19 protein-coding genes are annotated in these 23,981 nt (G+C 60.6%); 9 read left to right on the forward strand and 10 right to left on the reverse strand.

Translation table 11 applies throughout. The features are described 5' to 3' along the window. Entirely contained in the window at positions 1-897 is an 897-nt protein-coding gene (locus tag PspS35_RS18120; RefSeq protein WP_159936171.1) for a LysR substrate-binding domain-containing protein, read from the forward strand. Here the strand turns inward: PspS35_RS18120 and PspS35_RS18125 are convergent. Continuing rightward, the gene (locus PspS35_RS18125; RefSeq protein WP_159936172.1) at positions 867-1,727 is read right to left on the reverse strand and encodes a LysR substrate-binding domain-containing protein; all 861 of its coding nucleotides are present in this window, start codon (positions 1,725-1,727) and stop codon (positions 867-869) included. The genes PspS35_RS18120 and PspS35_RS18125 overlap by 31 nt on opposite strands. Before the next feature lie 113 nt (positions 1,728-1,840). Between PspS35_RS18125 and PspS35_RS18130 the strand changes: the two genes are divergently transcribed. From PspS35_RS18130 to PspS35_RS18140, 3 genes are all read left to right on the forward strand, one after another. Beyond that, complete coding sequence (locus tag PspS35_RS18130; protein ID WP_159936173.1) at positions 1,841-2,968, forward strand: 2-aminoethylphosphonate--pyruvate transaminase; 1,128 nt, start codon at positions 1,841-1,843, stop codon at positions 2,966-2,968. Beyond that, entirely contained in the window at positions 2,965-3,792 is an 828-nt protein-coding gene (phnX, locus tag PspS35_RS18135; protein WP_159936174.1) for a phosphonoacetaldehyde hydrolase, read from the forward strand. Before PspS35_RS18130 ends, phnX begins: the two co-directional genes overlap by 4 nt. Positions 3,793-3,906: 114 nt before the next feature. Continuing rightward, positions 3,907-4,464: a cytochrome b gene (locus PspS35_RS18140; protein ID WP_159936175.1), complete on the forward strand. Its 558-nt coding sequence runs from the start codon at positions 3,907-3,909 to the stop codon at positions 4,462-4,464. Here the strand turns inward: PspS35_RS18140 and PspS35_RS18145 are convergent. Further along, positions 4,454-5,344, reverse strand: coding sequence for a pyridoxal-phosphate dependent enzyme (locus PspS35_RS18145; protein WP_159936176.1), 891 nt, complete (start codon positions 5,342-5,344; stop codon positions 4,454-4,456). The two genes, PspS35_RS18140 and PspS35_RS18145, sit on opposite strands and share 11 nt — an antisense overlap. Before the next feature lie 57 nt (positions 5,345-5,401). Continuing rightward, entirely contained in the window at positions 5,402-7,441 is a 2,040-nt protein-coding gene (locus PspS35_RS18150; RefSeq protein ID WP_159936177.1) for an NADPH-dependent 2,4-dienoyl-CoA reductase, read from the reverse strand. A 212-nt stretch (positions 7,442-7,653) separates the two neighbouring features. Here PspS35_RS18150 and PspS35_RS18155 point away from each other — a divergent pair, with 212 nt between their 5' ends. The 3 genes from PspS35_RS18155 to PspS35_RS18165 all read left to right on the forward strand — a co-directional run bounded on the left by PspS35_RS18155 (position 7,654) and on the right by PspS35_RS18165 (position 11,146). Next, on the forward strand, positions 7,654-8,784 hold the full coding sequence (locus tag PspS35_RS18155; RefSeq protein ID WP_159936178.1) for a carbon-nitrogen hydrolase family protein: 1,131 nt from the start codon (positions 7,654-7,656) through the stop codon (positions 8,782-8,784). A 4-nt stretch (positions 8,785-8,788) separates the two neighbouring features. Beyond that, positions 8,789-9,823, forward strand: coding sequence for an AraC family transcriptional regulator (locus PspS35_RS18160; RefSeq protein ID WP_159936179.1), 1,035 nt, complete (start codon positions 8,789-8,791; stop codon positions 9,821-9,823). Positions 9,824-10,150: 327 nt separating this feature from the next. Beyond that, positions 10,151-11,146 carry a pyruvate dehydrogenase gene (locus PspS35_RS18165; protein ID WP_159936180.1) on the forward strand — a complete coding sequence of 332 codons (996 nt, stop codon included), beginning with the start codon at positions 10,151-10,153 and terminating at the stop codon, positions 11,144-11,146. Between the two features lie 38 nt (positions 11,147-11,184). Here PspS35_RS18165 and PspS35_RS18170 read toward each other — a convergent pair whose 3' ends face one another. After that, on the reverse strand, positions 11,185-11,655 hold the full coding sequence (locus PspS35_RS18170; RefSeq protein ID WP_159936181.1) for a MarR family transcriptional regulator: 471 nt from the start codon (positions 11,653-11,655) through the stop codon (positions 11,185-11,187). Positions 11,656-11,800: 145 nt separating this feature from the next. Here PspS35_RS18170 and aceE point away from each other — a divergent pair, with 145 nt between their 5' ends. After that, the gene (gene aceE, locus PspS35_RS18175; RefSeq protein WP_159936182.1) at positions 11,801-14,461 is read left to right on the forward strand and encodes a pyruvate dehydrogenase (acetyl-transferring), homodimeric type; all 2,661 of its coding nucleotides are present in this window, start codon (positions 11,801-11,803) and stop codon (positions 14,459-14,461) included. A gap of 1 nt (position 14,462) precedes the next feature. Here aceE and PspS35_RS18180 read toward each other — a convergent pair whose 3' ends face one another. Together PspS35_RS18180 and PspS35_RS18185 are read right to left on the reverse strand one after the other, a co-directional pair. Beyond that, positions 14,463-15,242 (reverse strand): DUF2242 domain-containing protein, encoded by a 780-nt coding sequence (locus PspS35_RS18180; protein WP_159936183.1) that lies wholly within the window; start codon positions 15,240-15,242, stop codon positions 14,463-14,465. Between the two features lie 89 nt (positions 15,243-15,331). Beyond that, positions 15,332-16,231, reverse strand: a complete 900-nt coding sequence (locus PspS35_RS18185; RefSeq protein WP_159936184.1) for a LysR family transcriptional regulator — start codon at positions 16,229-16,231, stop codon at positions 15,332-15,334. A gap of 117 nt (positions 16,232-16,348) precedes the next feature. Between PspS35_RS18185 and PspS35_RS18190 the strand changes: the two genes are divergently transcribed. Then, positions 16,349-17,512 carry an MFS transporter gene (locus tag PspS35_RS18190; protein ID WP_159936185.1) on the forward strand — a complete coding sequence of 388 codons (1,164 nt, stop codon included), beginning with the start codon at positions 16,349-16,351 and terminating at the stop codon, positions 17,510-17,512. 63 nt (positions 17,513-17,575) lie between these two features. On the opposite strand, the gene PspS35_RS18195 is transcribed toward PspS35_RS18190, so the two are convergent. The 4 genes from PspS35_RS18195 to clpX form a co-directional block, all read right to left on the reverse strand. Further along, on the reverse strand, positions 17,576-19,450 hold the full coding sequence (locus PspS35_RS18195; protein WP_159936186.1) for a SurA N-terminal domain-containing protein: 1,875 nt from the start codon (positions 19,448-19,450) through the stop codon (positions 17,576-17,578). Positions 19,451-19,681: 231 nt separating this feature from the next. After that, complete coding sequence (locus PspS35_RS18200; protein ID WP_003174819.1) at positions 19,682-19,954, reverse strand: HU family DNA-binding protein; 273 nt, start codon at positions 19,952-19,954, stop codon at positions 19,682-19,684. Between the two features lie 149 nt (positions 19,955-20,103). Continuing rightward, positions 20,104-22,500 carry an endopeptidase La gene (gene lon / locus PspS35_RS18205; protein WP_159936187.1) on the reverse strand — a complete coding sequence of 799 codons (2,397 nt, stop codon included), beginning with the start codon at positions 22,498-22,500 and terminating at the stop codon, positions 20,104-20,106. A gap of 161 nt (positions 22,501-22,661) precedes the next feature. Then, positions 22,662-23,945 (reverse strand): ATP-dependent Clp protease ATP-binding subunit ClpX, encoded by a 1,284-nt coding sequence (clpX, locus tag PspS35_RS18210; RefSeq protein WP_159936188.1) that lies wholly within the window; start codon positions 23,943-23,945, stop codon positions 22,662-22,664. Positions 23,946-23,981: the final 36 nt, after the last annotated feature.

Below are 23,981 nucleotides of genomic sequence, written 5' to 3' on the forward strand. Positions count from 1 at the left end.
ATGTCGGTTTCCCATGCCCAGCTCAAAGCCTTCCATGCCGTGGCCGTACACGGCAGCTTTACCCAGGCCGCCGAACGGCTGTTCCTGACGCAGCCGGCCATTTCCGACCAAGTGCGCAAGCTCGAAGAACGCTTTGGTGTGCTGTTGTTTCATCGCAACAAACGCTCGGTGCGCCTGACTGACTTGGGCGAGCGCTTGCTGGGCATCACCCAGCGCCTGTTCGTGATCGAAGCCGAAGCCGAGGAGCTGCTGCAAGACTCACGCGCCTTGCAAACCGGGACCCTTACCCTGGCGGTGGACGCCCCCGTGCACCTGCTGCCGCAGATTGCGCGTTTCTGTCAGCTGTACCCCGGCATCACCGTGAAGATCGAGACTGGCAACACCGATGAGTCGCTGCTTCGCCTGTACAACTACCAGGCCGACCTGGCGCTGCTCGGACGGGATGTCGACGATGAACGGTTGGTGTCGCTACCGCTGCCCGACGGCCAACTACTGGCGTTTGTGTCGCGCAGCCACCCGTGGGCCGGGCGCGAGTCGATCTGCCTGGCCGATCTGGATGACACGCCGCTGGTATTGCGGGAGATCGGCTCGGTCACCCGTCAGACCCTTGAACGGGAAATGAGCCAAGCCGGGCTGCGCATTCGCCCGGCGATCCAAGTGGAGGGCCGCGAAGCTGCCCGTGAAGCGGTGGTGGTAGGGATTGGCGTAGGCGTGGTCTCGGCGGCGGAATTCGGCGCCGACTCACGGGTGTATGCCATGCCGATCCGGGATTGCACCCAGCGCATGAAGGAAACCCTGGTGTGCCTGAAGGAACAGAGTTCACGCCGGATCGTCGCGACGTTCCTGGACATTGTGCGCGACAGCCTTCAGCCCGGCGCCAACTCGAAGAACGCCTGAATCAAGCGCAACGATCGACGCCGCTCCATGCAGCCGAGCATGTGCCGGTTCAGCAGCCCTTCGCCCTGGATCGGCACCGCCCGCACCCGTGGGTCCTGGCTGACCTCGATCGACGACACCACACCCACGCCCAACTCGGCGGCGACGGCTTCGGTCACCGCTTCACGGCTGTCCAGCTCCAGCAACACCTTAGGCTGCACATCGGCGCTCAGGCAGGCATCGTCAAAGGTGCGCCGGGTGGTGGAACTGGGCTCGCGCAGCACCATGATCACTTCGTGCAATTGCTTGAGCACAATGCCCTCGGCCTGCGTCGCCCACGGATGCCCGGCCGGCACCAGCGCGCAGATCCGTGACTCGCTCAACGGTTGCAGGTGCAGGCCATTGCGCGGTTCGACTTCAGTGAGCACTGCCACATCCGCATGCTCGGACAGCAGCGCCGCCAGGGTTTCCTGGGCATTGCCCAGGCGCAGGTTGACCGTGATGCCGGGGTAGCGCGCGCGCAGGCTGGCGATCATCGGCATCACCAGGTGCGGGCCGTCCGCCGCTACTTCCAGACGCCCGGTGAGCAATTGGCGATTGGCTTCGAGCAGGGTCTGCGCCTCATCCACCAGGCCGAAGATCGCCCGGGTGATGGCGGCCAGGCGCGCCCCTTCTTCGGTCAACTCCACCCGTCGTGCCGTACGGCGCAAGAGGGGAATCTGGTAGTGCTCCTCCAGGGCCTTGATATGCCCCGTCACCGCCGGCTGGCTGATAAACAACCGCGCCGCTGCCCGGGTAAAACTGCCCTCGCGAGCGACGGCGTCGAATGCGCGTAATTGAAACAGGTTCATAGTTATCGGCCTCACTGATAGCTCGCATAACAACAAACAATTTGATTGATAACAAGCCAAACTGCAATTTAGGCCCCGTAGCTTCACACCCCGATGCCTTGCGAGGACTTGAGATGACCACTGCCGCGCCGATCCTGCTGACCCCTGGCCCCCTGACCACATCCAGCCGCACCCGTCAGGCAATGATGGTGGACTGGGGTTCATGGGATGACCGTTTCAACCAACTCACCGCCAGCGCCTGCACCCAGCTGCTGGCGATCCTCAACGGCGCGGACAGCCATGCTTGTGTGCCGTTGCAAGGCAGCGGCACCTTTGCCGTCGAAGCGGCCATCGGCACCCTGGTTCCACGCAACGGCAAGGTACTGGTGCTGATCAATGGCGCCTACGGCAAGCGCCTGGCGAAGATCTGTGAAGTGCTGGGCCGCGACTTCAGCACCTTTGAAACCGCTGAAGACGAGCCCACGACTGCCGCTGACGTCGACCGCCTGTTGCGGGCCGACCAACACATCACCCACGTCGCCTTGATCCATTGCGAAACCAGCACCGGGATTCTCAATCCGCTGTCCGAAATCGCCCAGGTGGTTCAACAGCACGGCAAACGCCTGATCATCGACGCCATGAGCTCCTTCGGCGCATTGCCCATTGATGCTCGCGAGGTGCCGTTCGAAGCCCTGATCGCCGCCTCGGGCAAATGCCTGGAAGGCGTGCCCGGCATGGGCTTTGTCTTCGCCGAGAAACAGGCGCTGGCCGCCGCACAAGGCAACTGCCATTCCCTGGCGATGGACCTGTTCGACCAGCACACCTACATGGTCAAGACCGGCCAATGGCGCTTCACCCCACCGACCCACGTGGTCGCCGCACTGCACGAAGCGCTGCTGCAATACCAGGAAGAAGGCGGGTTGCCGGCACGCTATCAACGCTACGCCAACAACTGCCAGGCGCTGCTGGACGGCATGGCCGAGCTCGGTCTGCGCAGTTTCCTGCCGGCAGCCATCCAGGCGCCGATCATCGTCACCTTCCACGCCCCGCAAGACCCGCGCTACCAGTTCAAGGACTTCTACGAACGGGTCAAGGCCAAGGGCTTCATCTTGTACCCCGGCAAATTGACCCAGGTGGAGACCTTCCGCGTCGGCTGCATCGGTCACGTAGACGGCGCCGACATGGGCGCCGCTGTCAGTGCAATCGCTCAGGCTTTGCAGGCTATGGGCATCACCCTTTCATCCATTGGAGCGCCCGCATGAACTATCAAAACCCCAACACCCTCCAGGCCGTGATCCTCGATTGGGCCGGCACTGTGGTCGACTTCGGCTCCTTCGCACCGACACAGATTTTTGTCGAGGCCTTTGCCGAGTTCGACGTGCGCGTCTCCATCGAAGAAGCCCGCGGCCCGATGGGCATGGGCAAGTGGGACCACATCCGCACGCTCTGTAACCAGCCGCAAGTTGCCGAGCGTTACCGCAAGGCGTTCGGCCGCACGCCCACCGACGACGACGTGACCGCCATCTATGAGCGTTTCATGCCGTTGCAGATCGAAAAAATTGCCGAACACTCGGCGCTGATCCCTGGCGCCCTCGACACCATTGCGCAACTGCGCAAGCAAGGCATCAAGATCGGCTCCTGCTCCGGCTATCCCAAGCAGGTCATGGACAAGGTCGTCGCCCTGGCTGCCACCAACGGCTACGTCGCCGACCATGTCGTCGCCACCGACGAAGTGCCCAATGGCCGCCCATGGCCAGCCCAGGCTTTGGCCAACGTGATTGCACTGGGGATTGACGATGTAGCGGCGTGCGTGAAGGTCGACGACACCGTGCCCGGTATCCTTGAAGGGCGTCGCGCCGGCATGTGGACCGTGGCCCTGACCTGCTCCGGCAACGCCCTGGGCCTGACCTATGAACAGTTCCAAGCCCTGGATGCCGCTAGCCTGGCCAGCGAACGCACGCGCATCGAAGCGATGTTCGAAGGCTCGCGCCCGCATTACCTGATCGACACCATCACCGACCTGCCGGCAGTGATCGCCGATATCAACCAGCGGCTGGCACGCGGTGAAATGCCGCAAACCCACTGATAGAGGTCAACACAACGGCATTCGCGCCGGGCAAATCGTTCAAAACAGGCATAGAGTAAAAGGACTCCGTCGCCAAAGAATGGAGGCTTGCCCTGATGAATGAGGAACCCAGCGATGCCGTGGAAAAATTCCGATACGCGCTACAGCACCATGTCGATTGCGCTGCACTGGTTGATGGTGGTGTTGCTGGCAGTGGTTTACGCCTGCATTGAGTTACGCGGCCAGTTCCCCAAAGGCAGCGGCGCCCGCACGCTGATCGTCGAGATGCACTTTATGTTCGGTCTCACGGTGTTTGTGCTGGTATGGCTGCGTCTGTTTGCGCGCAGCCTGGGGGTTGCACCCAAGATCGTACCGGCACCGCCGCAGTGGCAAAGCTTGCTTGCCACGCTGATGCACGTTGCGCTGTACGCCTTGATGATCGGCATGCCGATTGCCGGCTGGCTGATTGTCAGTGCCGAGGGACACTCTGTGATGTTTTACGGGATCGAGTTGCCGCCGCTGATCGCTGAAAACAAGGCACTGGCCAAAGAGATTGAAGGCTGGCATGTGTGGTTCGGCAAGGTCGGTTACTGGCTGATCGGGCTGCATGCGTTGGCGGGGATCTTTCATCATTATGTGATGCGCGATAACACGGCGCTGCGGATGATGCCGGGTAAGCGCGCTAGGCTGTAAACCCTCGGCGACCTTGCAGGCCGCCGGTGTGCACGAAGATCAGGCGAGTGCCGGGCGCCAGGTGGCCGGCCTCGATGGAGCCCTTCAACGCCAACAAAGCCTTGCCGGTGTAAAGCGGCTCCAGCGGCACACCGCAGGCCTGTTGTGTGACCTCGATAAAATCGAGCAACACCGGATCGACCTTGGCGAAACCGCCCCGGCTGGCGTCCAGCAATTCATAACCACCGTCGACCAAGGCACTCACGTTCTGCGCCACACCGTGATCCTGCGGCACGGCCATTGCGCCGTACACCGGATGGGCGCCCGCCTCGGCCCGCACCAGACCCGCTAGCGTGGTGCCGGTGCCGGCTGCCAGCCACCACGCATCGTAGTCGGCCCACCCCAGCTTGCTCAGTTGCGCCCGCGCGTGTTCCACCAGCACGCCACACCCGATTGCGCCGGCCACACCGCCGCCGCCTTCCGGGATGGGGTACAGGTGCGGATAACGCTCGCGCCAAGGCTCCCAAAAACCCGGTTCGTTGCGCGCACGATAACCACCGTAACCGAGCCAATGCAGTTGCATGCCGAACGCTTGCAAATCCTGGACGGTAGGCGTGTCTTGCGGATGGCCGCGCAGCAAGCCGACGGTAGCAAAGCCAAAACGCGTGCCCGCCGCCGCCAGTGCGTGCAGATGGTTGGAGTAGGCACCGCCGAGGCTGATAACGCCGCTGGCACCGACCTGTTGCGCCTGGGCCAGATGTTCGGTGAGCTTGAACCACTTGTTGCCGCTGATCAGCGGGTCGATGCGGTCCAGGCGCAGCACCGCCAACTCGACGCCGTTCAGCCAATCCAGCGCCAACGGTTCAAGGGGTGCATAGGGAAGCCAATCGAAGGGGCCCATCGGACGGGAACTGTATGAAAAACGGGGCGGTAGTCTAACACCGCCCCGCTGGGGGTTTTACAGCTCGGCCGCCAGGCGCGAACCCTGGTTGATGGCGCGCTTGGCGTCCAACTCGGCCGCCACGTCAGCACCACCGATCAGGTGCACGTTCTGGCCCGCTGCGACGAGGCCGTCGTGCAATTCGCGCAACGGGTCCTGGCCGGCGCAGATGACGATGTTGTCCACCGCCAACAGTTGCGGCTCGCCCTCGGCGCCGATGCGGATATGCAGGCCGTCATCGTCGATCTTCAGGTACTCGACGCTGTTGAGCATCTGTACCTGCTTGTTCTTCAGGCCGGTACGGTGAATCCAACCGGTGGTCTTGCCCAGGCCGTCGCCGACCTTGGACGCCTTGCGTTGCAGCAGGAACACGTCACGGGCCGGTGCGTGCCGCTCGGGCGTGATCCCGGCCACGCCGCCACGGGCTTGCAGTTGGGTGTCGATGCCCCACTCCTTCCAGAACGCTTCGCGGTCCAGGCTGGTGGACACGCCCTGGTGCACGAGGAATTCCGACACGTCAAAACCGATGCCGCCGGCGCCAATCACCGCGACGCGCTTGCCCACCGGCTTGCGTTCAAGGATCACGTCCAGGTAGCTCAGCACCTTGGCATTGTCCACGCCCGGAATTGCCGGAGTACGTGGCGCGATGCCCGTGGCCAGGATGATCTCGTCATAACCGCCGGCTGCCAGTTGCGCGACATCCACGCGGGTGTTGAGGCACAGCTCGACATGGGTGGTCTGCAGCTTGCGCTTGAAGTAGCGCAGGGTTTCGAAGAACTCTTCCTTGCCCGGCACGCGCTTGGCGATGTTGAACTGGCCGCCGATTTCGCTGGCCGAATCAAACAGGGTCACTTGGTGGCCACGCTCGGCGGCCACTGTGGCAGCCGCCAGGCCTGCAGGCCCGGCGCCGACCACGGCGATTTTCTTGATCTGCTTGACCGGCAGGTAATTGAGCTCGGTCTCGTAGCAGGCACGTGGGTTGACCAGGCAAGTGGTCAGCTTGCCGCCGAAGGTGTGGTCCAGGCAGGCCTGGTTGCAACCGATGCAGGTGTTGATTTCATCGGCGCGGCCGGCGGCAGCCTTGTTGACGAACTCCGGGTCGGCAAGGAACGGCCGCGCCATCGAGACCATATCGGCATCGCCTTCGGCGAGGATCTGCTCGGCAATTTCCGGGGTGTTGATGCGGTTGGTGGTGATCAACGGGATCTGCACCGCGCCGCGCAATTTGGCGGTGACTTTACTGAACGCGCCACGCGGCACCTTGGTGGCGATGGTCGGGATGCGCGCTTCGTGCCAGCCGATGCCGGTGTTGATAAGGGTCGCACCTGCCTGCTCGATGGCCTTGGCCAACTGTACGATTTCTTCCCAGGTGCTGCCGCCTTCCACGAGGTCGAGCATCGACAGGCGGAAAATGATAATGAAGTTCGGGCCAACGGCTTCACGCACGCGTCGCACAATCTCAACGGCTAAGCGCATGCGGTTTTCATAGCTGCCACCCCAACGGTCGGTGCGGTGGTTGGTGTGGGCAGCGAGGAACTGGTTAATGAAATAACCTTCGGAACCCATGATTTCCACGCCGTCGTACTCGGCGGCCTGGGCCAGCAGCGAGCAGGTGACGAAATCCTGGATCTGCTTTTCGATGCCCTCTTCGTCCAGTTCCTTGGGTTTGAACGGGTTGATCGGCGCCTGGATCGCGCTGGGCGCGACCTGCTTGGGGCTGTAGGCATAACGGCCGGCGTGGAGGATCTGCATGCAGATCTTGCCGCCCGCCTCGTGCACAGCCTGGGTAACGATCTTGTGTTTCTGCGCCTCTTCGTCGGTGGTCAGCTTGGCCGCACCGGCGTACACCCCGCCTTCGTCATTCGGGCCAATCCCGCCGGTGACCATCAGGCCCACACCGCCACGGGCGCGCTCGGCAAAATAGGCGGCCATGCGCTCGAAACCACCGGGTTTTTCTTCCAGGCCGGTGTGCATCGAACCCATCAGGGTACGGTTGCGCAGGGTGGTAAAACCCAGGTCCAACGGGGCCAGCAGGTGCGGGTAGGCAGCAGCGGTCATGGTACAGCTCCACAACGGATCATCACGGGACGTGGCAGGCTCGAATGGCCTGCCATCGGTTTATGTCCCACAGACTAAGAGGCGATGGATGAAGGCTCAATGACCGAAACTCACAACTTATTGATCCAAATGTACAGCGCCCCTTGGCAAGTGGCCGCATGGGCCCTACCCTAGTCGGCGAACCCTGCACACGGTCTGTTGTCTGTTTCCCCATGCGTAAACTTCTAGCTTTTATCGTTACCCTGGCCCTGGTTGCCGCCGTCGCCGCGTATCTGGTCTGGACCCAGGAGCGCCCCGTGGCGCATTACCTGTCGGACCTGCGCATCACGCTCGCCGTCAACGAAGGCGAGCCGGCCGACCGCGGCAATCTTTTGGGCATCCAGCCGGAGCTGTTCCCCGCCGACTATCAGAGCCTGGAACGCCTGCACCTGAAGCTTGCGGCCTACCTTAAAAACGCACGCGACCAAGGCCTGATCAACGACAAGACCATCGTGGTACTGCCGGAACACATCGGCACTTGGCTGATGCTCACGGGCGAGAAAAACGAGGTGTACCAGGCGTTGCATGTGAAGGATGCGATGCATTGGCTGTCGCTGAGCAACCCATTGCAGTTCGCCCGTGCCTGGATCAGCGCCACCGGCGATGACCGCACCAACGACGCCTACCTGCGCATGAAGGCCCCGGCGATGGCGCGTGACTATCAGGTGCTGTTCGGCGGTCTGGCCAAGGAGTTCGGGGTCACGGTGGTGGCCGGCTCCATCGCCCTGCCCAACCCGAGTGTGAGCCAGGGGCAAGTCCAGGTCGGCCATGGCGCGCTGTACAACGCCAGCGTGGTGTTTGCGGCAGACGGCTTGCCCGTCGGCAACCTGCAACGCCAGCTCTACCCGATCTACGACGAGCGCGGTTTTATCGAGCCCGGGGACGAAAATGTCGTCAGCGTGGTCGACACCCCAGCCGGGCGCTTGGGTGTGCTGGTGGGCAGTGACAGCTGGTACCCGGACAACTACCGCAAGCTCAACGAACAAGGTGCGCAACTGGTCGCAGTGCCGGCCTTTGTACTCGGCCGCGACACATGGGAGCGCCCATGGCGCGGCTTCAAAAGTGTCTCCACGCCGCAGGAAATCAGCCTCAAGCCCGAGGAGCTCAGCGAGGGCGAAGCGTGGCGGCGTCTTACGCTGATCAGCCAACAGCCTGTCAGCCAGGCCAGCGCTGGCATGAGCGTCTTTCTGCGCGGGCAGTTCTGGGATTTGGGCACGGCAGGGCAAAGCTTCCTGAGCCACAACGGGCAGATCAACGCCGACAGTGACGCCCGTGGTGCACGCCTGCTGAATATCTGGCTGTAACGCTGTGAAGCCGGTGCGCCTGGGGGATCTGTCGGTGGGCTTCGTGCACACCCTGGCCGACGCGATCTCCAGCCACGGCCTCGACCCACAACCGCTGCTGCTGCAATACGGCCTTGACGCCGCCCGCCTCGCCGAAGCCGGCGCGCGCTTGTCGATCCCCCGGTATATGCGCCTGGGCCATGCAGCCATCCAGCTCACCGGCGACCCTGGCCTGGGCTTGCGCATGGGCCAGCTCAGCCGCTTGAGCCAGGCGGGGCTGGCCGGCGTCACCGCCGCCCAGGCGCCCAACGTGCGCGAAGCCGCACGCACGCTGACGCGCTTTGAGCCGCTGTATGGCGCCAACTATCGCGGGCAGTCGAGTTTTCATGAGGATGCCGAAGGCGCTTGGCTGCGCTTCTACTCGATCAGCCCCTATAACGCCTACAACCGGTTTGTGGTGGACTCGATCATTTCCGGCTGGCTGCATCAACTCGCCAGCCTGGCTCAACAACCGCTGCAGGCGCAACGCATCGACATCGAGTTCGACGCCCCGGACTACAACGAGCAGTACAGTCTATTGGGCGCCAGCCCGGTCCATTTCGGCGCCGAGGCCAACCAGTTGCGCCTGAGCCAGCCCACCCTGGCCCTGCGCAACCCACAGCATTGCCCAAGTACCTGGCAACTGTTGCTGCAATTGTGTGAACGGGAATTGGAGCAGTTGACCCGCACCCGCAGCTTGCGCGAGCGCATTACCCGCTTGCTCGGGCCGATGCTCAATGGCGGCCGGGAACCCGACCTGGAAGAAGTGGCGGCACGCTTGAAGCTGCCGACCTGGACACTGCGGCGCAAACTGGCCGAAGAAGGCACTCAGTTTCGCGCGATTCTCAACGATACCCGCCGCGACTTGGCCATGACCTATATTCGCGATACGGAACTGGCGTTCGGCGAGATCGCCTACTTGCTCGGTTTCGCATCGGCCCAGGCGTTTCAACGGGCGTTCAGGCGATGGAACAACCAGACCCCAGGGGAATTTCGCCGCAGTCAGCGGCATTCCGCCTGAAGTCGGTCTTACAGCTCGGTGGCGTCGTCGGCCGGATCCAGCGGATCCAGTTCAAAGGCCTGGTACTCCAGCAGTTCTTCCTGATAATCGTCCATCGTGGACTCCTTCTTGATGTTTAAAGCGGTTGCAGATAAATGACCTGCATCACCAGCCTAAAGTGCCGTCATGACGAAAAAATGTCTGCGCGATGACGTTCCTGCACTCCAAGAATAAACGTAGCAGCGTTATACGGATTTAGCACCTGGGATTTGAAGCGCGATTGCAATCATTGCAATTGCAATCAAAAATCCATTAGGGTATTCCCTCCCTTGCCAGGCGCCCCCTTCCATGACCGCGCACTCCGCCCAACGCTGCATCGACGCACTTAGCCGCCTCGCACCTTGCAGCGCCTCCCCGCTGTACACCGTAATAACCATGGCCAACACCCTGGAGCGCAGCCGCCACGCCTGGGTCATCCGTGGCCAGTCACGCTCAAGGCGCGCGGGCAGTTGGCCTAGCTGGTTTGCGCGCAATAAAGACGAGAAACCGATGCTGTACCTGCACAGCGCCGTATCCTCGGCGCAGCTGTGCGCGCTGGCAAACGAGACTGCGCAACGCGGCATCCTGTGCAATGACATTGAAAACCAAGCCTCGCCCTGGCCCAAGGGCACACAGCCTGCTCTGGCGCTGTGGCTCGCGAATAATCCGTATTGCACGCCCTACGACCCGGCCTCGGGTCATGAGGCCCAGGCGATTGTGCTGGCAGCGCTTCGCACGCTGTACGTGGACGGCAAGCCTGGATTTTACTACCTGGCCCTGCACGACCACGACGGCGGGCGGTTGCTGAGTGCCCGCCAGCTCGAGGACGCACTCAAGGGCATGTACCCGGTCGACGCTGAAAGGCCGGCACACGTGCGTTTGCTGGGTGCGGGCCAGGCCTTTGCCGAGGTCGTGCAGGCCGCACGGTTACTGCAACAGGATTGGAATATCACGGCACAACTCTGGAGTTGCCCCAGTTACACGCGACTGGCTCGCGAGGCGTGCGCCGCTGAACGCTGGAATCGCCTGCACCCTACCGCTCCCAAGCGCAGTTGCCATCTGCGTGAATGCCTGGCGGGGGATGCAACGCCGGTAATTGCCGTCACCGGCTATCCGCAGCCCATTGTCGATCAGTTGGCGGCGCATGTGGATGCGCGGTTCGTAGCGTTGGGTGCAGGCTCGGTACAGGCATCAGCGCCTAATCGCTACTGGATTACGGTATTGGCACTCAGGGCGTTGGCAGAAGAAGGCCGTATAGATGCACGGCAGGTGGAAACAGCGATGAAACGGTACCCACTCAGATGAATGGGGCCACGATCAAACATGCGCGAGCCCTATCGCGCTCAGGATTTGCGCCCACTGCGAGCCTGCACACCGGCCTCCATCGCCAACCCGGCCGTGCGCTCCAGTGCATCGGCAAAGCCCTGGCGCTGCTGGGGCGCGATCTGTGACAGAAACAGCTCATCCACCGTACTTTCGTAGATCTTCCACATCTGTTTGCGCAGCACCCGCCCGGCGTCGGTAATCGAGGCAAACGCCGCGCGCCCATCGCCGTCGGAGCGTGAACGCACCACCAGGCCGTCCTTTTCCAGGCGGTCGACAAGGCGAGTGAGGTTGTAACGCTCAATGGCCAGTACATCCGCCAATTCGTGCATGCGGCGCGTGCCGTCGGGGCCGCTTTCCAGGCCCCACAACGCGTCATACCAGGCGTAAGGCGGCAAGTCAGCGGCCGCTAGGCGGCGCTCGATTTCACGGATGACGGTTCTGTGGGCCCTGACAAAACGGAACCAGACATCAGGCTCATTCGACGACATGCAACACCATCCGGGGAATTTCAAGAGGGTTGCAATAGTAGCTCATCCCGCGCTAGATTCGGCCATGTAGTTGCAATTGCAATCATATTGCGGACACTCCCACAAGGAGTATCCCTACTCGAATTTCGCCGACCTGGAGCCCCCTATGACCCCGAATAACGCCGTGTGCCTTGACGACGACCCACAGCAAACCCGCGAGTGGTTGGAGTCCATCGAATCGGTGCTGTGCGCCGAAGGTCGTCCGCGCGCCCACTACCTGATCGATCAATTGCTGGATTTCGACGTAGCGCGCCATGGCGACTTCTACGGGCGGGTAACCACTCCCTACGTCAACACCATCCCAGTGGACCGCCAACTGCCCTACCCCGGCAACCTGGACATCGAGCGCCGCACCAATGCGTTTATCCGCTGGAACGCCATGGCGATGGTGCTGCGTGCGGGCAAACACTCAGGTGTCGGTGGGCATATCGCGACCTATGCGTCAGCCGCCGTCCTGTATGACGTAGGTTTTGACCATTTCTTCCGTGGCAGAACGGACACCTTCGACGGCGACCTGGTGTATATCCAAGGCCATTCCGCTCCTGGGATCTACGGCCGCGCCTATCTCGAAGGCCGTATCAGCGAAGCGCAACTGGACAACTTCCGTCGCGAAGCCGGTGGCGAGGGTATTTCGTCCTACCCACACCCGCGACTGATGCCGCACTTCTGGCAATTTCCTACCGTGTCGATGGGCCTCGGGCCAATCACCGCCGCGTACCAAGCGCGCTTTATGCGCTACCTGGAGTTGCGCGACCTCAAACAACACCAGGGCCGTAAGGTGTGGGCGTTTCTCGGTGATGGCGAAATGGACCAACCGGAATCCCTGGCCGCTATCTCCTTGGCCGGGCGCGAAAAGCTCGACAATCTGATCTTCGTGGTCAACTGCAACCTGCAACGTCTGGATGGCCCGGTACGCGGCAATGCCAAGGTCATCCAGGAGTTCGAAAGCCTGTATCGCGCCGCCGGCTGGAATGTGATCAAGGTGATCTGGGGCGGCGGTTGGGATGCGCTGCTGGAGAAAGACCAGAGCGGCCTTCTGCGCCAGCGCATGATGGAGTGTGTGGACGGCGACTATCAGAACTACAAATCGCAGAACGGCGCCTATGTGCGCGAACACTTCTTTGGCAAATATCCGCAACTGCTGGCTCTGGTTTCGGATATGTCCGACGACGATATCTGGAAACTCTCACGGGGCGGACATGACCCGGACAAGGTCTACAATGCCTACGCCGCCGCCATGCGCCACAGCGGCCAACCCACGGTGATCCTGGCCAAAACCGTCAAGGGCTTTGGCATGGGCGACGCGGGCGAAGGCCAGAACATCAACCACCAACTGAAGAAAATGGGCGCCGACGCCGTCAAAGCGTTCCGCGACCGCTTCGGCCTGAACGTGGCCGATGAGCAGCTCGCTGATATTCCCTACCTCAAGCCCGCCGCCGACAGCGAAGAAGCGCGCTACTTTGCCGCCCGCCGCCAGGCCCTCGGCGGCTATGTACCGGCACGTCACAGCGCCGTCGAGTCCTTGCAGATCCCCGACCTGGCGGCCTTCGCCACTCAACTCAAGGACACCGGCGAGCGAGCGATCTCCACCACCATGGCCTTTGTGCGCATCCTCGGCACCCTGCTCAAGGATCCACACCTGGGCAAGTTGATCGTGCCCATCGTTCCTGACGAATCGCGCACCTTTGGCATGGAAAGCCTGTTCCGTCAGATCGGCATCCACTCTGCCGTCGGCCAACTCTACACGCCACAGGACGCAGGGCAACTGAGCTACTACAAGGAGAGCAAAGACGGACAGATCATGCAGGAAGGTCTGAACGAGTCCGGGGCCATTTCCTCGTGGATCGCGGCGAGCACGTCCTACAGCAACCACGGGCTGATGACCGTGCCGTTCTATATCTTCTACTCAATGTTCGGCTTCCAGCGCGTCGGCGACCTGGCCTGGGCAGCGGGCGATGCGCGGGCACGCGGGTTTCTGCTGGGGGCGACGGCCGGGCGCACGACGCTGATGGGCGAAGGTTTGCAGCATGACGATGGCCACAGTCATATCCTGGCGTCGGTGATTCCTTGCTGTGTGTCCTATGACCCTACCTTTGCCTACGAGTTGGCGGTGATTATTCGCGAAGGCATGCGGCGCATGTATGTCGAGCAGCAGGACATTTACTACTACATCACGCTGCTCAACGAAAACTACCCGCAACCGGCCATGCCCGAAGGCGTTGAAGACGCAATCGTGCAGGGCATGTACCGGCTTAACGGTAACGAGCAGGCCCAAGTGCAATTGATGGGCAGTGGCTCGATCCTGCGCGAAGTGATCGCCGCCGCAGCGTTGCTCGCCAAGGATTTCTCCATACCCAGCTCGGTGTGGAGCGTGACCAGCCTCACCGAGCTACGCCGTGACGGCCAGGCGGTCGAGCGCTGGAACCTGTTGCACCCGGACAGTGAACCGCGCGTGAGTTATGTGGAACAGAGCCTGGTTGGGCAAACGGGACCGGTGGTGGTGGCGACGGACTATATGAAACTGTTCGCCGACCAGATTCGCCCCTTCGTGCCGGGCCGGCGCTTTGTAGCACTGGGCACCGATGGCTTCGGGCAATCGGATACCCGGGAAACCTTGCGCGAATTCTTTGAGGTAGACCGGCACTTCATCGCACTGGCGGCTTTGAAGGCGCTGGCCGATGACGGCGTTATCGGTCGAGATAGAGTCAGTGAGGCAATCAAACGCTACGGGATCAACGTCGACAAGGCCGACCCCGTAGCGGTCTGATCTACTGCGCAGGCGTCGGCAGGGGTGGAATAGCTTCTGTCGGTGCCGGCAGGTCCGGGTTGGTCGGTGCCGGGGCTGGTGCCGGCGCTTGCTCAGGCACAATCGACGCAGGCTCGGCCGGCGGTGCAACAGGCTCCGACACGGCGGGCTCCTCCTTCGGCGCCTCGACCTTCTCGACCAGAGGTGCCGCCTTGGGCTCCGGCACACCCAGATCAGCCTTCGGCTGCTCGGGAATATGCTCGGCCTTTTTCACCTCTTGGGGCAGGAACACGTCCACCAGGGCAAAGTAACGCTCATAGAACTTCGGCGCGGACACGGTCTCACTGGCCACTTTCACCATCGAGTCATCGGTGGAACCAATGGGCATCGATACCGACCCCAACACACCCACGCCGAGGCTCGCAGAGTTGTTGACCTTCTTCAGGGCGTAACGGTCCTGCAGGGCGTTGGCAAACATCGTCGAGTGGTTGGTGCCTTTGCCATCATCGGCGCAGACCACGTTGAAGCTGATCTGCAGATGGGTCTCGCCGGTCTGCTGGAAGCTCTTGTTGCCCACGACCACTTTCGGATCGCTGCTGGTGATGATGTAGCCCTGGCTCAGCAAGGCACGCCGGGCGGCTTCACACGCCGCCGCATCACTGACGGGGTAGTCCCGGGAAAACGTACCGGAGTCGTCGAAACTCTCATGTTCATAAATAGCGGTCTTGGGTGACGAGCAGCCCGCGGCGCCCGCCAACACCAGCGCCAGCCCGAGGCTACGCAAGTGAAATGATGTCGACATCGATAATCCTGAAGAAAACAGTCCGGGCGGTATTGTGCAACAGAACGAGGCCTTGGCGCGCACATTCCTGTCGGTAAAACGTCACAGGCCTACCGCACGGTGCCTACAGGAAAAAGCCCTGCGCACATATGGTCGATAAACACTCGCAATTTGGCCGAAGCGTGGCGACTTGATGGCCATAACATCCAGAAACTGCCCCGGTGTTCCAGGTAATCATCCAGCACGCGTTGCAGGCGTCCGTCCTGTACCGCTTGATTGACCATGTAGTCGGGCAGGCAAGCAATACCCAGACCCTCGTTGACCACATGGTTGAGCGATTCGATGGTGCTACTGACCAGCGGGGTGCGCAACGTCAGCTCCGCTGCACCGGGCTCCTGACGCAAGGGCCAGGGTTCCAGCTTGCCGGTGGCACAGAACTTATGGCGCAGGCAGGCATGGGTATTCAAGTGCCAAGGCTGTTGCGGGGTGCCGTGCTGCTGGAAATACGCCGGCGTGCCCACCAGCACCAGTTGGTAATGCCCCAGATGACGGGCCATCAAACGCGAATCTTCCGGCTTGCCGGTACGAATTACCGCATCGAAGCCTTCCTCGATCACGTCCACCATGCGGTCGGAAAAATCCACATCCAGCTCGATGTCCGGGTAGGCGCGCATGAAGTCACTGAGCACCGGCATCATCAAGCCCCGTACTTGAGGCACGCTGACGCGCAACTTGCCCCGAGGGGTGGCGCTGGCCTCGGTCAATTCACGCTCTGCCGCTTCGACTTCGGCCAAAATCCGCCGTGAACGCTCCAGGAACAGCGCGCCCTCGCCCGTCAGGGTGATGCTGCGCGTGCTGCGATGAAACAAACGCACGCCGAGGCGCTCTTCCATACGCGCAATACTTTTGCCTACGGCCGAGGACGAAACGCCCAACACGCGCGCGGCAGCGGTAAAACTGCGAGTTTCCGCCACCTGCACAAATACCGACAGACTGCCCAAGCTGTCCATGATCCTACCTTGCTGATTGCGGACGTATAAGTCCGTTAAGTTCGGAACCTTAGCCTGTTTTTCCGCCTGCCACAGCCCCCTACTCTGGCGCCTTACCCTTTTGTATGGATTGCGCGCATGAGCACTCACCCTTCGCTGGCTGACGCCGCGACCGCACCGCAGCGGACGCTGCCTATGGCTGGCCTGTTGGCGCTGGCATCAGCCGGTTTCATTACCATCCTCACAGAGGCCATGCCCGCCGGGCTCTTGCCGCAAATGGGCGAAGGTCTCGACGTGTCGCCTGCGCTGGTCGGCCAATTAGTTACCCTGTACGCCATTGGATCGTTGCTTGCAGCCATCCCGCTGACGCTGCTGACCCGCGGCTGGCGCCGACGGCCGCTACTGCTGATGGCAATCGGCGGCTTTGCCTTGGTCAATAGTGTGACGGCGTTTTCCAGCCACTATGGACTGACGCTGGTGGCGCGCTTTTTTGCTGGGGTGTTTGCCGGATTGCTCTGGGCGCTGCTGGCAGGTTACGCCAGCCGGATGGTGGCGCCACACCTACAAGGCAGGGCAATCGCCGTGGCGATGCTCGGTGCCCCCTTGGCCTTGTCCCTGGGCGTACCGGCAGGAACCTGGCTCGGCACAGTGGTTGGCTGGCGCCTGAGCTTTGCGATCATGACCGGGCTGACGCTATTACTACTGGTATGGGTGCGCTGGCAACTGCCGGACTTTGCTGGCCAACCGACGGGCAAGCGCCTGGGAATGCGCCAGGTCCTGGCCTTACCCGGTATCCGTCCGGTGCTGTGGGTGACCTTTACCTACGTGCTTGCCCACAACATTCTCTACACCTACATCGCCCCGCTGCTGGTGCCTGCCGGGATTGACGCCGATATCGACCGGGTGCTGCTGGTGTTTGGCCTCGCCGCGCTGTTGAGCATCTGGCTGACCGGGATGCTGATTGACCGGTGGCTGCGCAGACTGCTGCTGATCAGCTGCGCGTTGTTTGGCCTGATCGCCTTGGCGCTGGCGTTCTGGATCGATGTGCCAGCGGTTGTCTACCTCGCTGTCGCACTGTGGGGCCTGGCGTTCGGCGGCCTGCCGGCGTTGCTGCAAACGGCGCTGGCCAAATCGGCGGGGGCATTGGCGGATACCGCTCAGTCGATGCTGGTCACAGTGTGGAACCTGGGAATTGCCGGAGGCGGCCTGGTGGGCGGTCTGCTGCTGCAACACTGGGGCGTCAGCGCGTTCCCTTGGGCGGTGGCCGGCTTGATGCTACTGGCAATGGCCAAACACCGATAAAGCACGCGCACATAAAAAAGCCCCCGGGCTGTTCAGGCCGGGGGCTGTTTATTCAAACCGTCATCAGAACTTCTTGATGTCGGCCTGGGTTTCCAACTGCTTGCGGTACGCCGCGAAGTCCTGCTGGCCGACACGGGAAGCAAGGAAGCGGCGGTATTGCGCCTTTTCTTCGTCCGATGGCGCGCCAGCTTCATTCACACCATTCAAGCGCACGATCGCCAGGCTACCGTCAGCCAGGGTCACAGTGGTGAAGGTTGGCTTGTCCTTGGCGACAGGCTTAGGCATGCGGAACAGGGCTTGCAGCACGGCAGGGTCGATCGCTTCCTGGCTACGGGTAGCCGCTTCAGTGACTTTCCACGCCTGGCCATCAACCGGCTGGTTCAGCGGAGTCTTGCCATCACGCAGGCTGGCGATGAGTTCATCGGCATGAGTCTTGGCAGCCGCGCTAGCGCGCTCCTTGGCCATCTGGGTGCGGATTGCTGCTGCAACGCTTTCCAGAGGCAGTTGCGCCGGTTTGCGGTGCTCTTTGGCACGCAGCACGATGATGGTTTCCGGATCCAGTTCAATGGCGGTGCTGTTGGCACCTTCATCCAGCACTTCCGGGCTGAACGCAGCGGTGACCACGGCACGGTTGGCCGCAACACCCTCACCACCTTCACGGCCAAACGGCGCGGAGGTGTGCACGGTCAGCTTCAAGTCGGACGCTGGTTGAGCCAGGTCGGACGCTTCGAATGCCGCATCTTCCAATTGCTTGGTCGCTTCGACAAAACGCTGCTCTACCTGCTGGGTCTTGAGCTCACGGGTCAGCTTGTCTTTCAGGCTGGCGAACGTCGGCACTTGCGGTGCCTCAACGCCCAACAACTTGATCAGGTGCCAACCGAAGGTGCTGCGCACCGGTGCCGATACCTGGTCCTGGTTCAAGGCGTACAGGGCGGTTTCGAAGTCCGGGTCGTAAACGCCCGGGCCGGCAAAGCCCAAGTCGCCGCCGTTGTTGGCAGAGCCTGGATCCTGGGAGAACTCCTTGGCCAGGGCTTCGAATTTTTCGCCTTTGGCCAGGCGTGCCTGGATTTCTTCAATCTTCGCCTTGGCTTGCGCCTCGGTGACCTTGTCGTTGACTTCAATCAGAATGTGCGCAGCGCGACGCTGTTCAGCGAGGTTGGCGGTTTCTTTCTGATAGGCAGCCTGCAGCTCTTCGTCCTTGACGTTGACCTGGTCAAAGAAGGAAGACTTCTTCAATTCCAGATAGTCGATGACCACCTGGTCCGGGGTCATGAACTCTTTGGCGTGCTGGTCGTAGTAGGCCTTGACCTCGTCGTCGGTGAGTTTCACCGCCGCAGGGTTGGCCTTGATGTTGACGGTGGCGAAATCGCGGGTCTGTTTTTCCAGGCGGGCGAATGCGAGCACTTCGGCATCAGTGACAAAACCGCTGCCTGCAATACCTGCACGAACCTGGCCGATCAGCATTTCCTGGGTCATCATCTGACGGAACTGCAGGCGGCTGTAGCCCAACTGGCGAATCACCTGGTCAAAGCGTTCGGCGCTGAACTTGCCGTCCACCTGGAATTCCGGTGTTTGCAGGATCACCTGGTCCAGCGCAGCTTCGGAGAAACCGAACTTGGAATCGGCGGCGCCTTGCAGCAGCAGCTTACGGTCGATCAGGCCCTTGAGGGCGGCTTCGCGCAGCAGTTTTTCGTCCAGCAGCGAAGCATCGAAATCCTTGCCCAACTGTTGCATCAGCTGGCGACGTTGCATGTCGACGGCCTGGCTCAGTTCGGTCTGGGTGATTTCCTCACCGTTGACCTTGGCCACGTCCTGCTTGTTAGTACCCGAAGCCTGGAAAATGGCTTCGATACCGGTGAACGCCATCAATGCGACGATGATCCCGATAATGGTCTTGGCAATCCAGCCTTGTGAATTGTCCCTGATATTTTGCAGCATGCGTCCCCCAGAAACGGTTGAACTTCAAAAATTGGCAACCGTGGAGCGTGGGTAGAGTCCGGAAAGAAGAAAGGCGCATCCGAGGATGCGCCTTCTCGTAACTGGCGGAGCGGACGGGGGTTTGAACTTACATCCCCGGCGTGGCGACCCGATGGATACTTGGGTCAGCTACCGCTCCGCTGCCAAGCCAGACCTGCGTCTGACCCGGGTAAGCAAAGGCTTGATCGAAGCTTAGTTAACGGCTTCTTTCAGGGCTTTACCGGCTTTGAAACCTGGTTTCTTGGCAGCAGCGATTTGCAGTGCTTTGCCAGTCTGTGGGTTACGGCCAGTGCGAGCTGGGCGATCGGTCACAGAGAAAGTACCGAAGCCTACCAGTACCACGGAGTCGCCGGCCTTCAGAGCGCCAGTGACGGATTCGATTACTGCATCCAGCGCACGGCCAGCAGCAGCTTTCGGGATATCAGCGGATGCAGCGATAGCATCAATCAGTTCCGACTTGTTCACTCTAAGTCCCCTTATATATCTATTGAGTATGATTCTAAGTTTTTTGGTAAACAGCAAAAACCAGTGCTGAATGGCCTACAGACACTTAAGAGCCGCTTTATAACAAGGGCTCTAAAAAGCTGTCAAGGAAGCCCCCAGGCTTATTCACATTAATGCGTGCTAATTCTTTCCTTGGAATCAGACTCGCGTTTTTCATCCTTCGCGACTATCTCCGGAGCCACATCCGGCAAGGGCTCCGGCGCGTATTGCAGCGCAATTTGCAGGACCTCGTCAATCCATTTAACCGGTTTAATCTGAAGATCTTGCTTGATATTTTCAGGAATTTCCTTCAAGTCGCGAACATTCTCTTCAGGAATGATCACGGTCTTGATACCACCGCGGTGTGCGGCCAGCAATTTCTCTTTCAAGCCGCCGATGGCCAATACCTGACCACGCAGGGTGATTTCCCCAGTCATGGCCACGTCGGCGCGCACCGGAATGCCGGTCAATGCCGAGACCAGGGCCGTGCACATGCCTACACCAGCGCTAGGGCCGTCCTTCGGGGTCGCCCCTTCTGGCATATGGATGTGGGTGTCATGCTTCTCATGGAAGTCCAGGGGAATCCCCAGGCTCCTGGCGCGGCTGCGCACCACGGTTTGCGCGGCGGTGATGGATTCGACCATCACATCACCCAGGGAACCGGTCTTGATCAGTTGACCTTTGCCCGGGATCACAGCGGCCTCGATGGTCAGCAACTCGCCGCCCACCTGGGTCCACGCCAGGCCAGTCACCTGGCCTACCTGATCCTGCTGTTCGGCCAGGCCGTAGCGGAATTTCTTCACGCCCAGGAAGTGTTCCAGGGAGTCTGCGACCACCTTCACCGAGAAGCGTTTTTCCAGCGCGTGCTCCTTGACCGCCTTGCGGCAAATCTTCGCGATCTGGCGCTCAAGGCCCCGTACACCGGCCTCGCGGGTGTAGTAACGCACGATGTCGCGGATCGCTTCAACCTCGAATTCGATCTCGCCCTTCTTCAGGCCATTGGCCGAAATCTGCTTGGGCGCAAGGTATTTGACCGCGATGTTGATCTTCTCGTCTTCGGTGTAACCCGGCAGACGAATCACCTCCATCCGGTCCAGCAAGGCTGGCGGAATGTTCATGGAGTTGGAGGTGCACAGGAACATTACGTCAGACAAGTCGTAGTCGACTTCCAGGTAATGGTCGTTGAAATTGTGGTTCTGCTCTGGGTCGAGCACTTCCAGCAACGCCGAGGCCGGATCGCCACGCATGTCGCTGCCCATTTTGTCGATTTCATCGAGCAGGAACAGCGGGTTGCGCACACCCACTTTTGTCATCTTTTGAATCAATCTTCCTGGCATCGAACCGATGTAAGTACGGCGATGACCACGGATTTCCGCTTCATCACGCACACCGCCAAGGGCCATGCGCACGAACTTACGGTTGGTTGCACTGGCAATCGACTCGGCGAGGGAGGTTTTACCCACCCCTGGAGGACCGACCAGGCACAACACAGGGCCGCGAATTTTCTTCACGCGCTTTTGCACGGCGAGGTATTCGAGGATGCGCTCTTTGACTTCTTCGAGACCATAGTGGTCGGCATCGAGAATTTCTTCGGCGCGAGCCAGGTCGAGGCGCACCTTGGTCTGGGCCTTCCACGGCACCTGCACCAACCAGTCGATGTACGAGCGCACCACGGTGGCTTCAGCCGACATCGGCGACATTTGCTTGAGCTTGTTCAGCTCGGCAGTGGCTTTGGTCAGGGCGTCTTTCGGCAGGCCAGCAGCATCGATGCGCTTTTTCAGCTCTTCGATTTCGTTGTGGCCTTCCTCGCTGTCGCCGAGCTCCTTCTGAATGGCCTTCATCTGCTCATTCAGGTAGTACTCGCGCTGGCTGCGCTCCATTTGCTTCTTCACGCGACCACGGATGCGTTTCTCAACCTGCAACAGGTCGATTTCGGCATCCAGCAACGCCAGAACGTGTTCAACACGGGCTGACAGGTCGATGATTTCGAGGATGTCTTGCTTCTGTTCGATCTTCAGCGCCATGTGCGCGGCCATGGTGTCGACCAGGCGGCTTGGCTCATCAATGCTATTGAGGGAAGACAGGACTTCAGCCGGGACTTTCTTGCCCAGTTGCACGTACTGCTCGAACTGCGAGAGCAAGCTGCGCACAAAAACTTCGGACTCGCGCTCAGGGGCTTCGACTTCGTCGATCAGCGCCACTTCGGCGCGCAGGTGACCTTCCACCTCCATGAAACGCTCAACCGCACCGCGCTGCTCGCCTTCCACCAGCACTTTGACAGTGCCGTCAGGCAGTTTGAGCAGTTGCAGCACAGTGGCAATGGTACCGACGCGATACAGGGCATCTTCGCCTGGATCATCATCAGCAGGATTTCTCTGGGCCAACAGCAAGATCTGCTTGTCGCCCGTCATCGCGGCCTCAAGGGCTTCGATAGACTTCTCGCGCCCCACGAACAGCGGGATAACCATGTGCGGATAGACGACGACATCGCGCAACGGCAGGAGAGGCAATTCAATGGTTGTCTTCATGATTTCGCCTCTATGACAGTTGAAAAATAAGCTTGAAACCAAGATGGGGGCTGCATGCAAAAAAAACAAGCTTATTGCCAGCCGTTAAACGCAGTAAAAATTCATCCAAAAAACAAAGGGGCCCCTAAAGGCCCCTTGTTTGTACCGAAACTGCGAAACGCTTACGCGTCTGGCGCAGCCTTGGCAGCCGGCTCACTGTTTTCGTAGATATACAGTGGCTTGGACTTACCTTCTATAACGCTTTCGTCGATCACCACTTTACTCACCTCGGACTGCGAGGGGATTTCGTACATGGTGTCGAGCAACACGCCTTCGAGGATAGAACGCAGGCCACGCGCACCGGTCTTGCGCTCCAGTGCCCGCTTGGCCACCGATTTGAGCGCATCGCTACGGAACTCGAGGTCTACACCTTCCATCTCGAACAACTTGGCGTATTGCTTGGTCAGGGCGTTTTTCGGCTCGGTGAGGATCTGGATCAAAGCCGCCTCATCCAACTCGTCCAGCGTTGCCAAGACCGGCAGACGGCCGACGAATTCCGGGATCAGACCGAACTTGACCAGATCGTCAGGCTCGACTTCACGCAGGGACTCGCCCACCTTCTTGCCTTCTTCCTTGCTGCGCACTTCTGCACTGAAACCGATGCCGCCCCGGGTGGAGCGCTGCTGGATAACCTTCTCCAGCCCGGAGAACGCACCGCCACAGATAAACAGGATGTTCCGTGTATCAACCTGAAGGAATTCCTGCTGCGGGTGCTTACGGCCACCTTGTGGCGGTACGGAAGCAACCGTGCCTTCAATCAGTTTCAACAGGGCCTGCTGCACGCCTTCACCGGAAACGTCCCGGGTGATCGACGGGTTGTCGGACTTGCGCGAGATCTTGTCGATTTCGTCGATATAGACAATGCCCATCTGGGCTTTTTCTACGTCGTAGTCACATTTCTGCAGCAGCTTCTGAATGATGTTCTCAACGTCCTCACCAACATAGCCAGCCTCGGTGAGGGTGGTAGCGTCGGCGATGGTGAACGGAACATTCAGCAGACGAGCAAGGGTTTCTGCAAGCAAGGTTTTACCCGAGCCTGTAGGACCGATCAGCAAGATGTTGCTCTTGCCGAGTTCGACTTCGTCGCCTTTTTTGTCACGCTGGTTCAGACGCTTGTAGTGGTTGTACACCGCTACGGCCAGAACCTTCTTTGCACGCTCTTGACCAATCACATACTGATCAAGGATGCCGCTGATTTCTTTAGGCGAAGGCAATTTATGCGCGCTGCTCTCGGCCTGGGCTTCCTGCACCTCCTCACGGATGATGTCATTGCACAGGTCGACGCACTCGTCGCAGATAAAGACCGAGGGGCCGGCAATCAATTTGCGCACTTCATGCTGGCTTTTGCCACAGAAGGAGCAATAGAGCAGCTTGCCGTTGTCCTCGCCGTTGCGGGTGTCAGTCATTCGTTCGATCCAAATCCGATAGGCTTGCAACACAAG

The sequence above is a fragment of the Pseudomonas sp. S35 genome (assembly GCF_009866765.1).
GTDB lineage: Bacteria > Pseudomonadota > Gammaproteobacteria > Pseudomonadales > Pseudomonadaceae > Aquipseudomonas.

Bases quoted from the DNA above. Each gene is read 5' to 3' on its own strand.
- phnX (WP_159936174.1), top strand. From the start codon at position 2,965: ATGAACTATCAAAACCCCAACACCCTCCAGGCCGTGATCCTCGATTGG.
- PspS35_RS18195 (WP_159936186.1), bottom strand. From the start codon at position 19,450: ATGCTGCAAAATATCAGGGACAATTCACAAGGCTGGATTGCCAAGACC.
- PspS35_RS18185 (WP_159936184.1), bottom strand. From the start codon at position 16,231: ATGGACAGCTTGGGCAGTCTGTCGGTATTTGTGCAGGTGGCGGAAACT.
- PspS35_RS18180 (WP_159936183.1), bottom strand. From the start codon at position 15,242: ATGTCGACATCATTTCACTTGCGTAGCCTCGGGCTGGCGCTGGTGTTG.
- PspS35_RS18165 (WP_159936180.1), top strand. From the start codon at position 10,151: ATGACCGCGCACTCCGCCCAACGCTGCATCGACGCACTTAGCCGCCTC.
- PspS35_RS18130 (WP_159936173.1), top strand. From the start codon at position 1,841: ATGACCACTGCCGCGCCGATCCTGCTGACCCCTGGCCCCCTGACCACA.
- PspS35_RS18145 (WP_159936176.1), bottom strand. From the start codon at position 5,344: ATGGGCCCCTTCGATTGGCTTCCCTATGCACCCCTTGAACCGTTGGCG.
- PspS35_RS18125 (WP_159936172.1), bottom strand. From the start codon at position 1,727: ATGAACCTGTTTCAATTACGCGCATTCGACGCCGTCGCTCGCGAGGGC.
- clpX (WP_159936188.1), bottom strand. From the start codon at position 23,945: ATGACTGACACCCGCAACGGCGAGGACAACGGCAAGCTGCTCTATTGC.
- PspS35_RS18155 (WP_159936178.1), top strand. From the start codon at position 7,654: ATGCGTAAACTTCTAGCTTTTATCGTTACCCTGGCCCTGGTTGCCGCC.
- PspS35_RS18190 (WP_159936185.1), top strand. From the start codon at position 16,349: ATGAGCACTCACCCTTCGCTGGCTGACGCCGCGACCGCACCGCAGCGG.
- aceE (WP_159936182.1), top strand. From the start codon at position 11,801: ATGACCCCGAATAACGCCGTGTGCCTTGACGACGACCCACAGCAAACC.
- PspS35_RS18140 (WP_159936175.1), top strand. From the start codon at position 3,907: ATGCCGTGGAAAAATTCCGATACGCGCTACAGCACCATGTCGATTGCG.
- PspS35_RS18150 (WP_159936177.1), bottom strand. From the start codon at position 7,441: ATGACCGCTGCTGCCTACCCGCACCTGCTGGCCCCGTTGGACCTGGGT.
- PspS35_RS18170 (WP_159936181.1), bottom strand. From the start codon at position 11,655: ATGTCGTCGAATGAGCCTGATGTCTGGTTCCGTTTTGTCAGGGCCCAC.
- PspS35_RS18120 (WP_159936171.1), top strand. From the start codon at position 1: ATGTCGGTTTCCCATGCCCAGCTCAAAGCCTTCCATGCCGTGGCCGTA.
- lon (WP_159936187.1), bottom strand. From the start codon at position 22,500: ATGAAGACAACCATTGAATTGCCTCTCCTGCCGTTGCGCGATGTCGTC.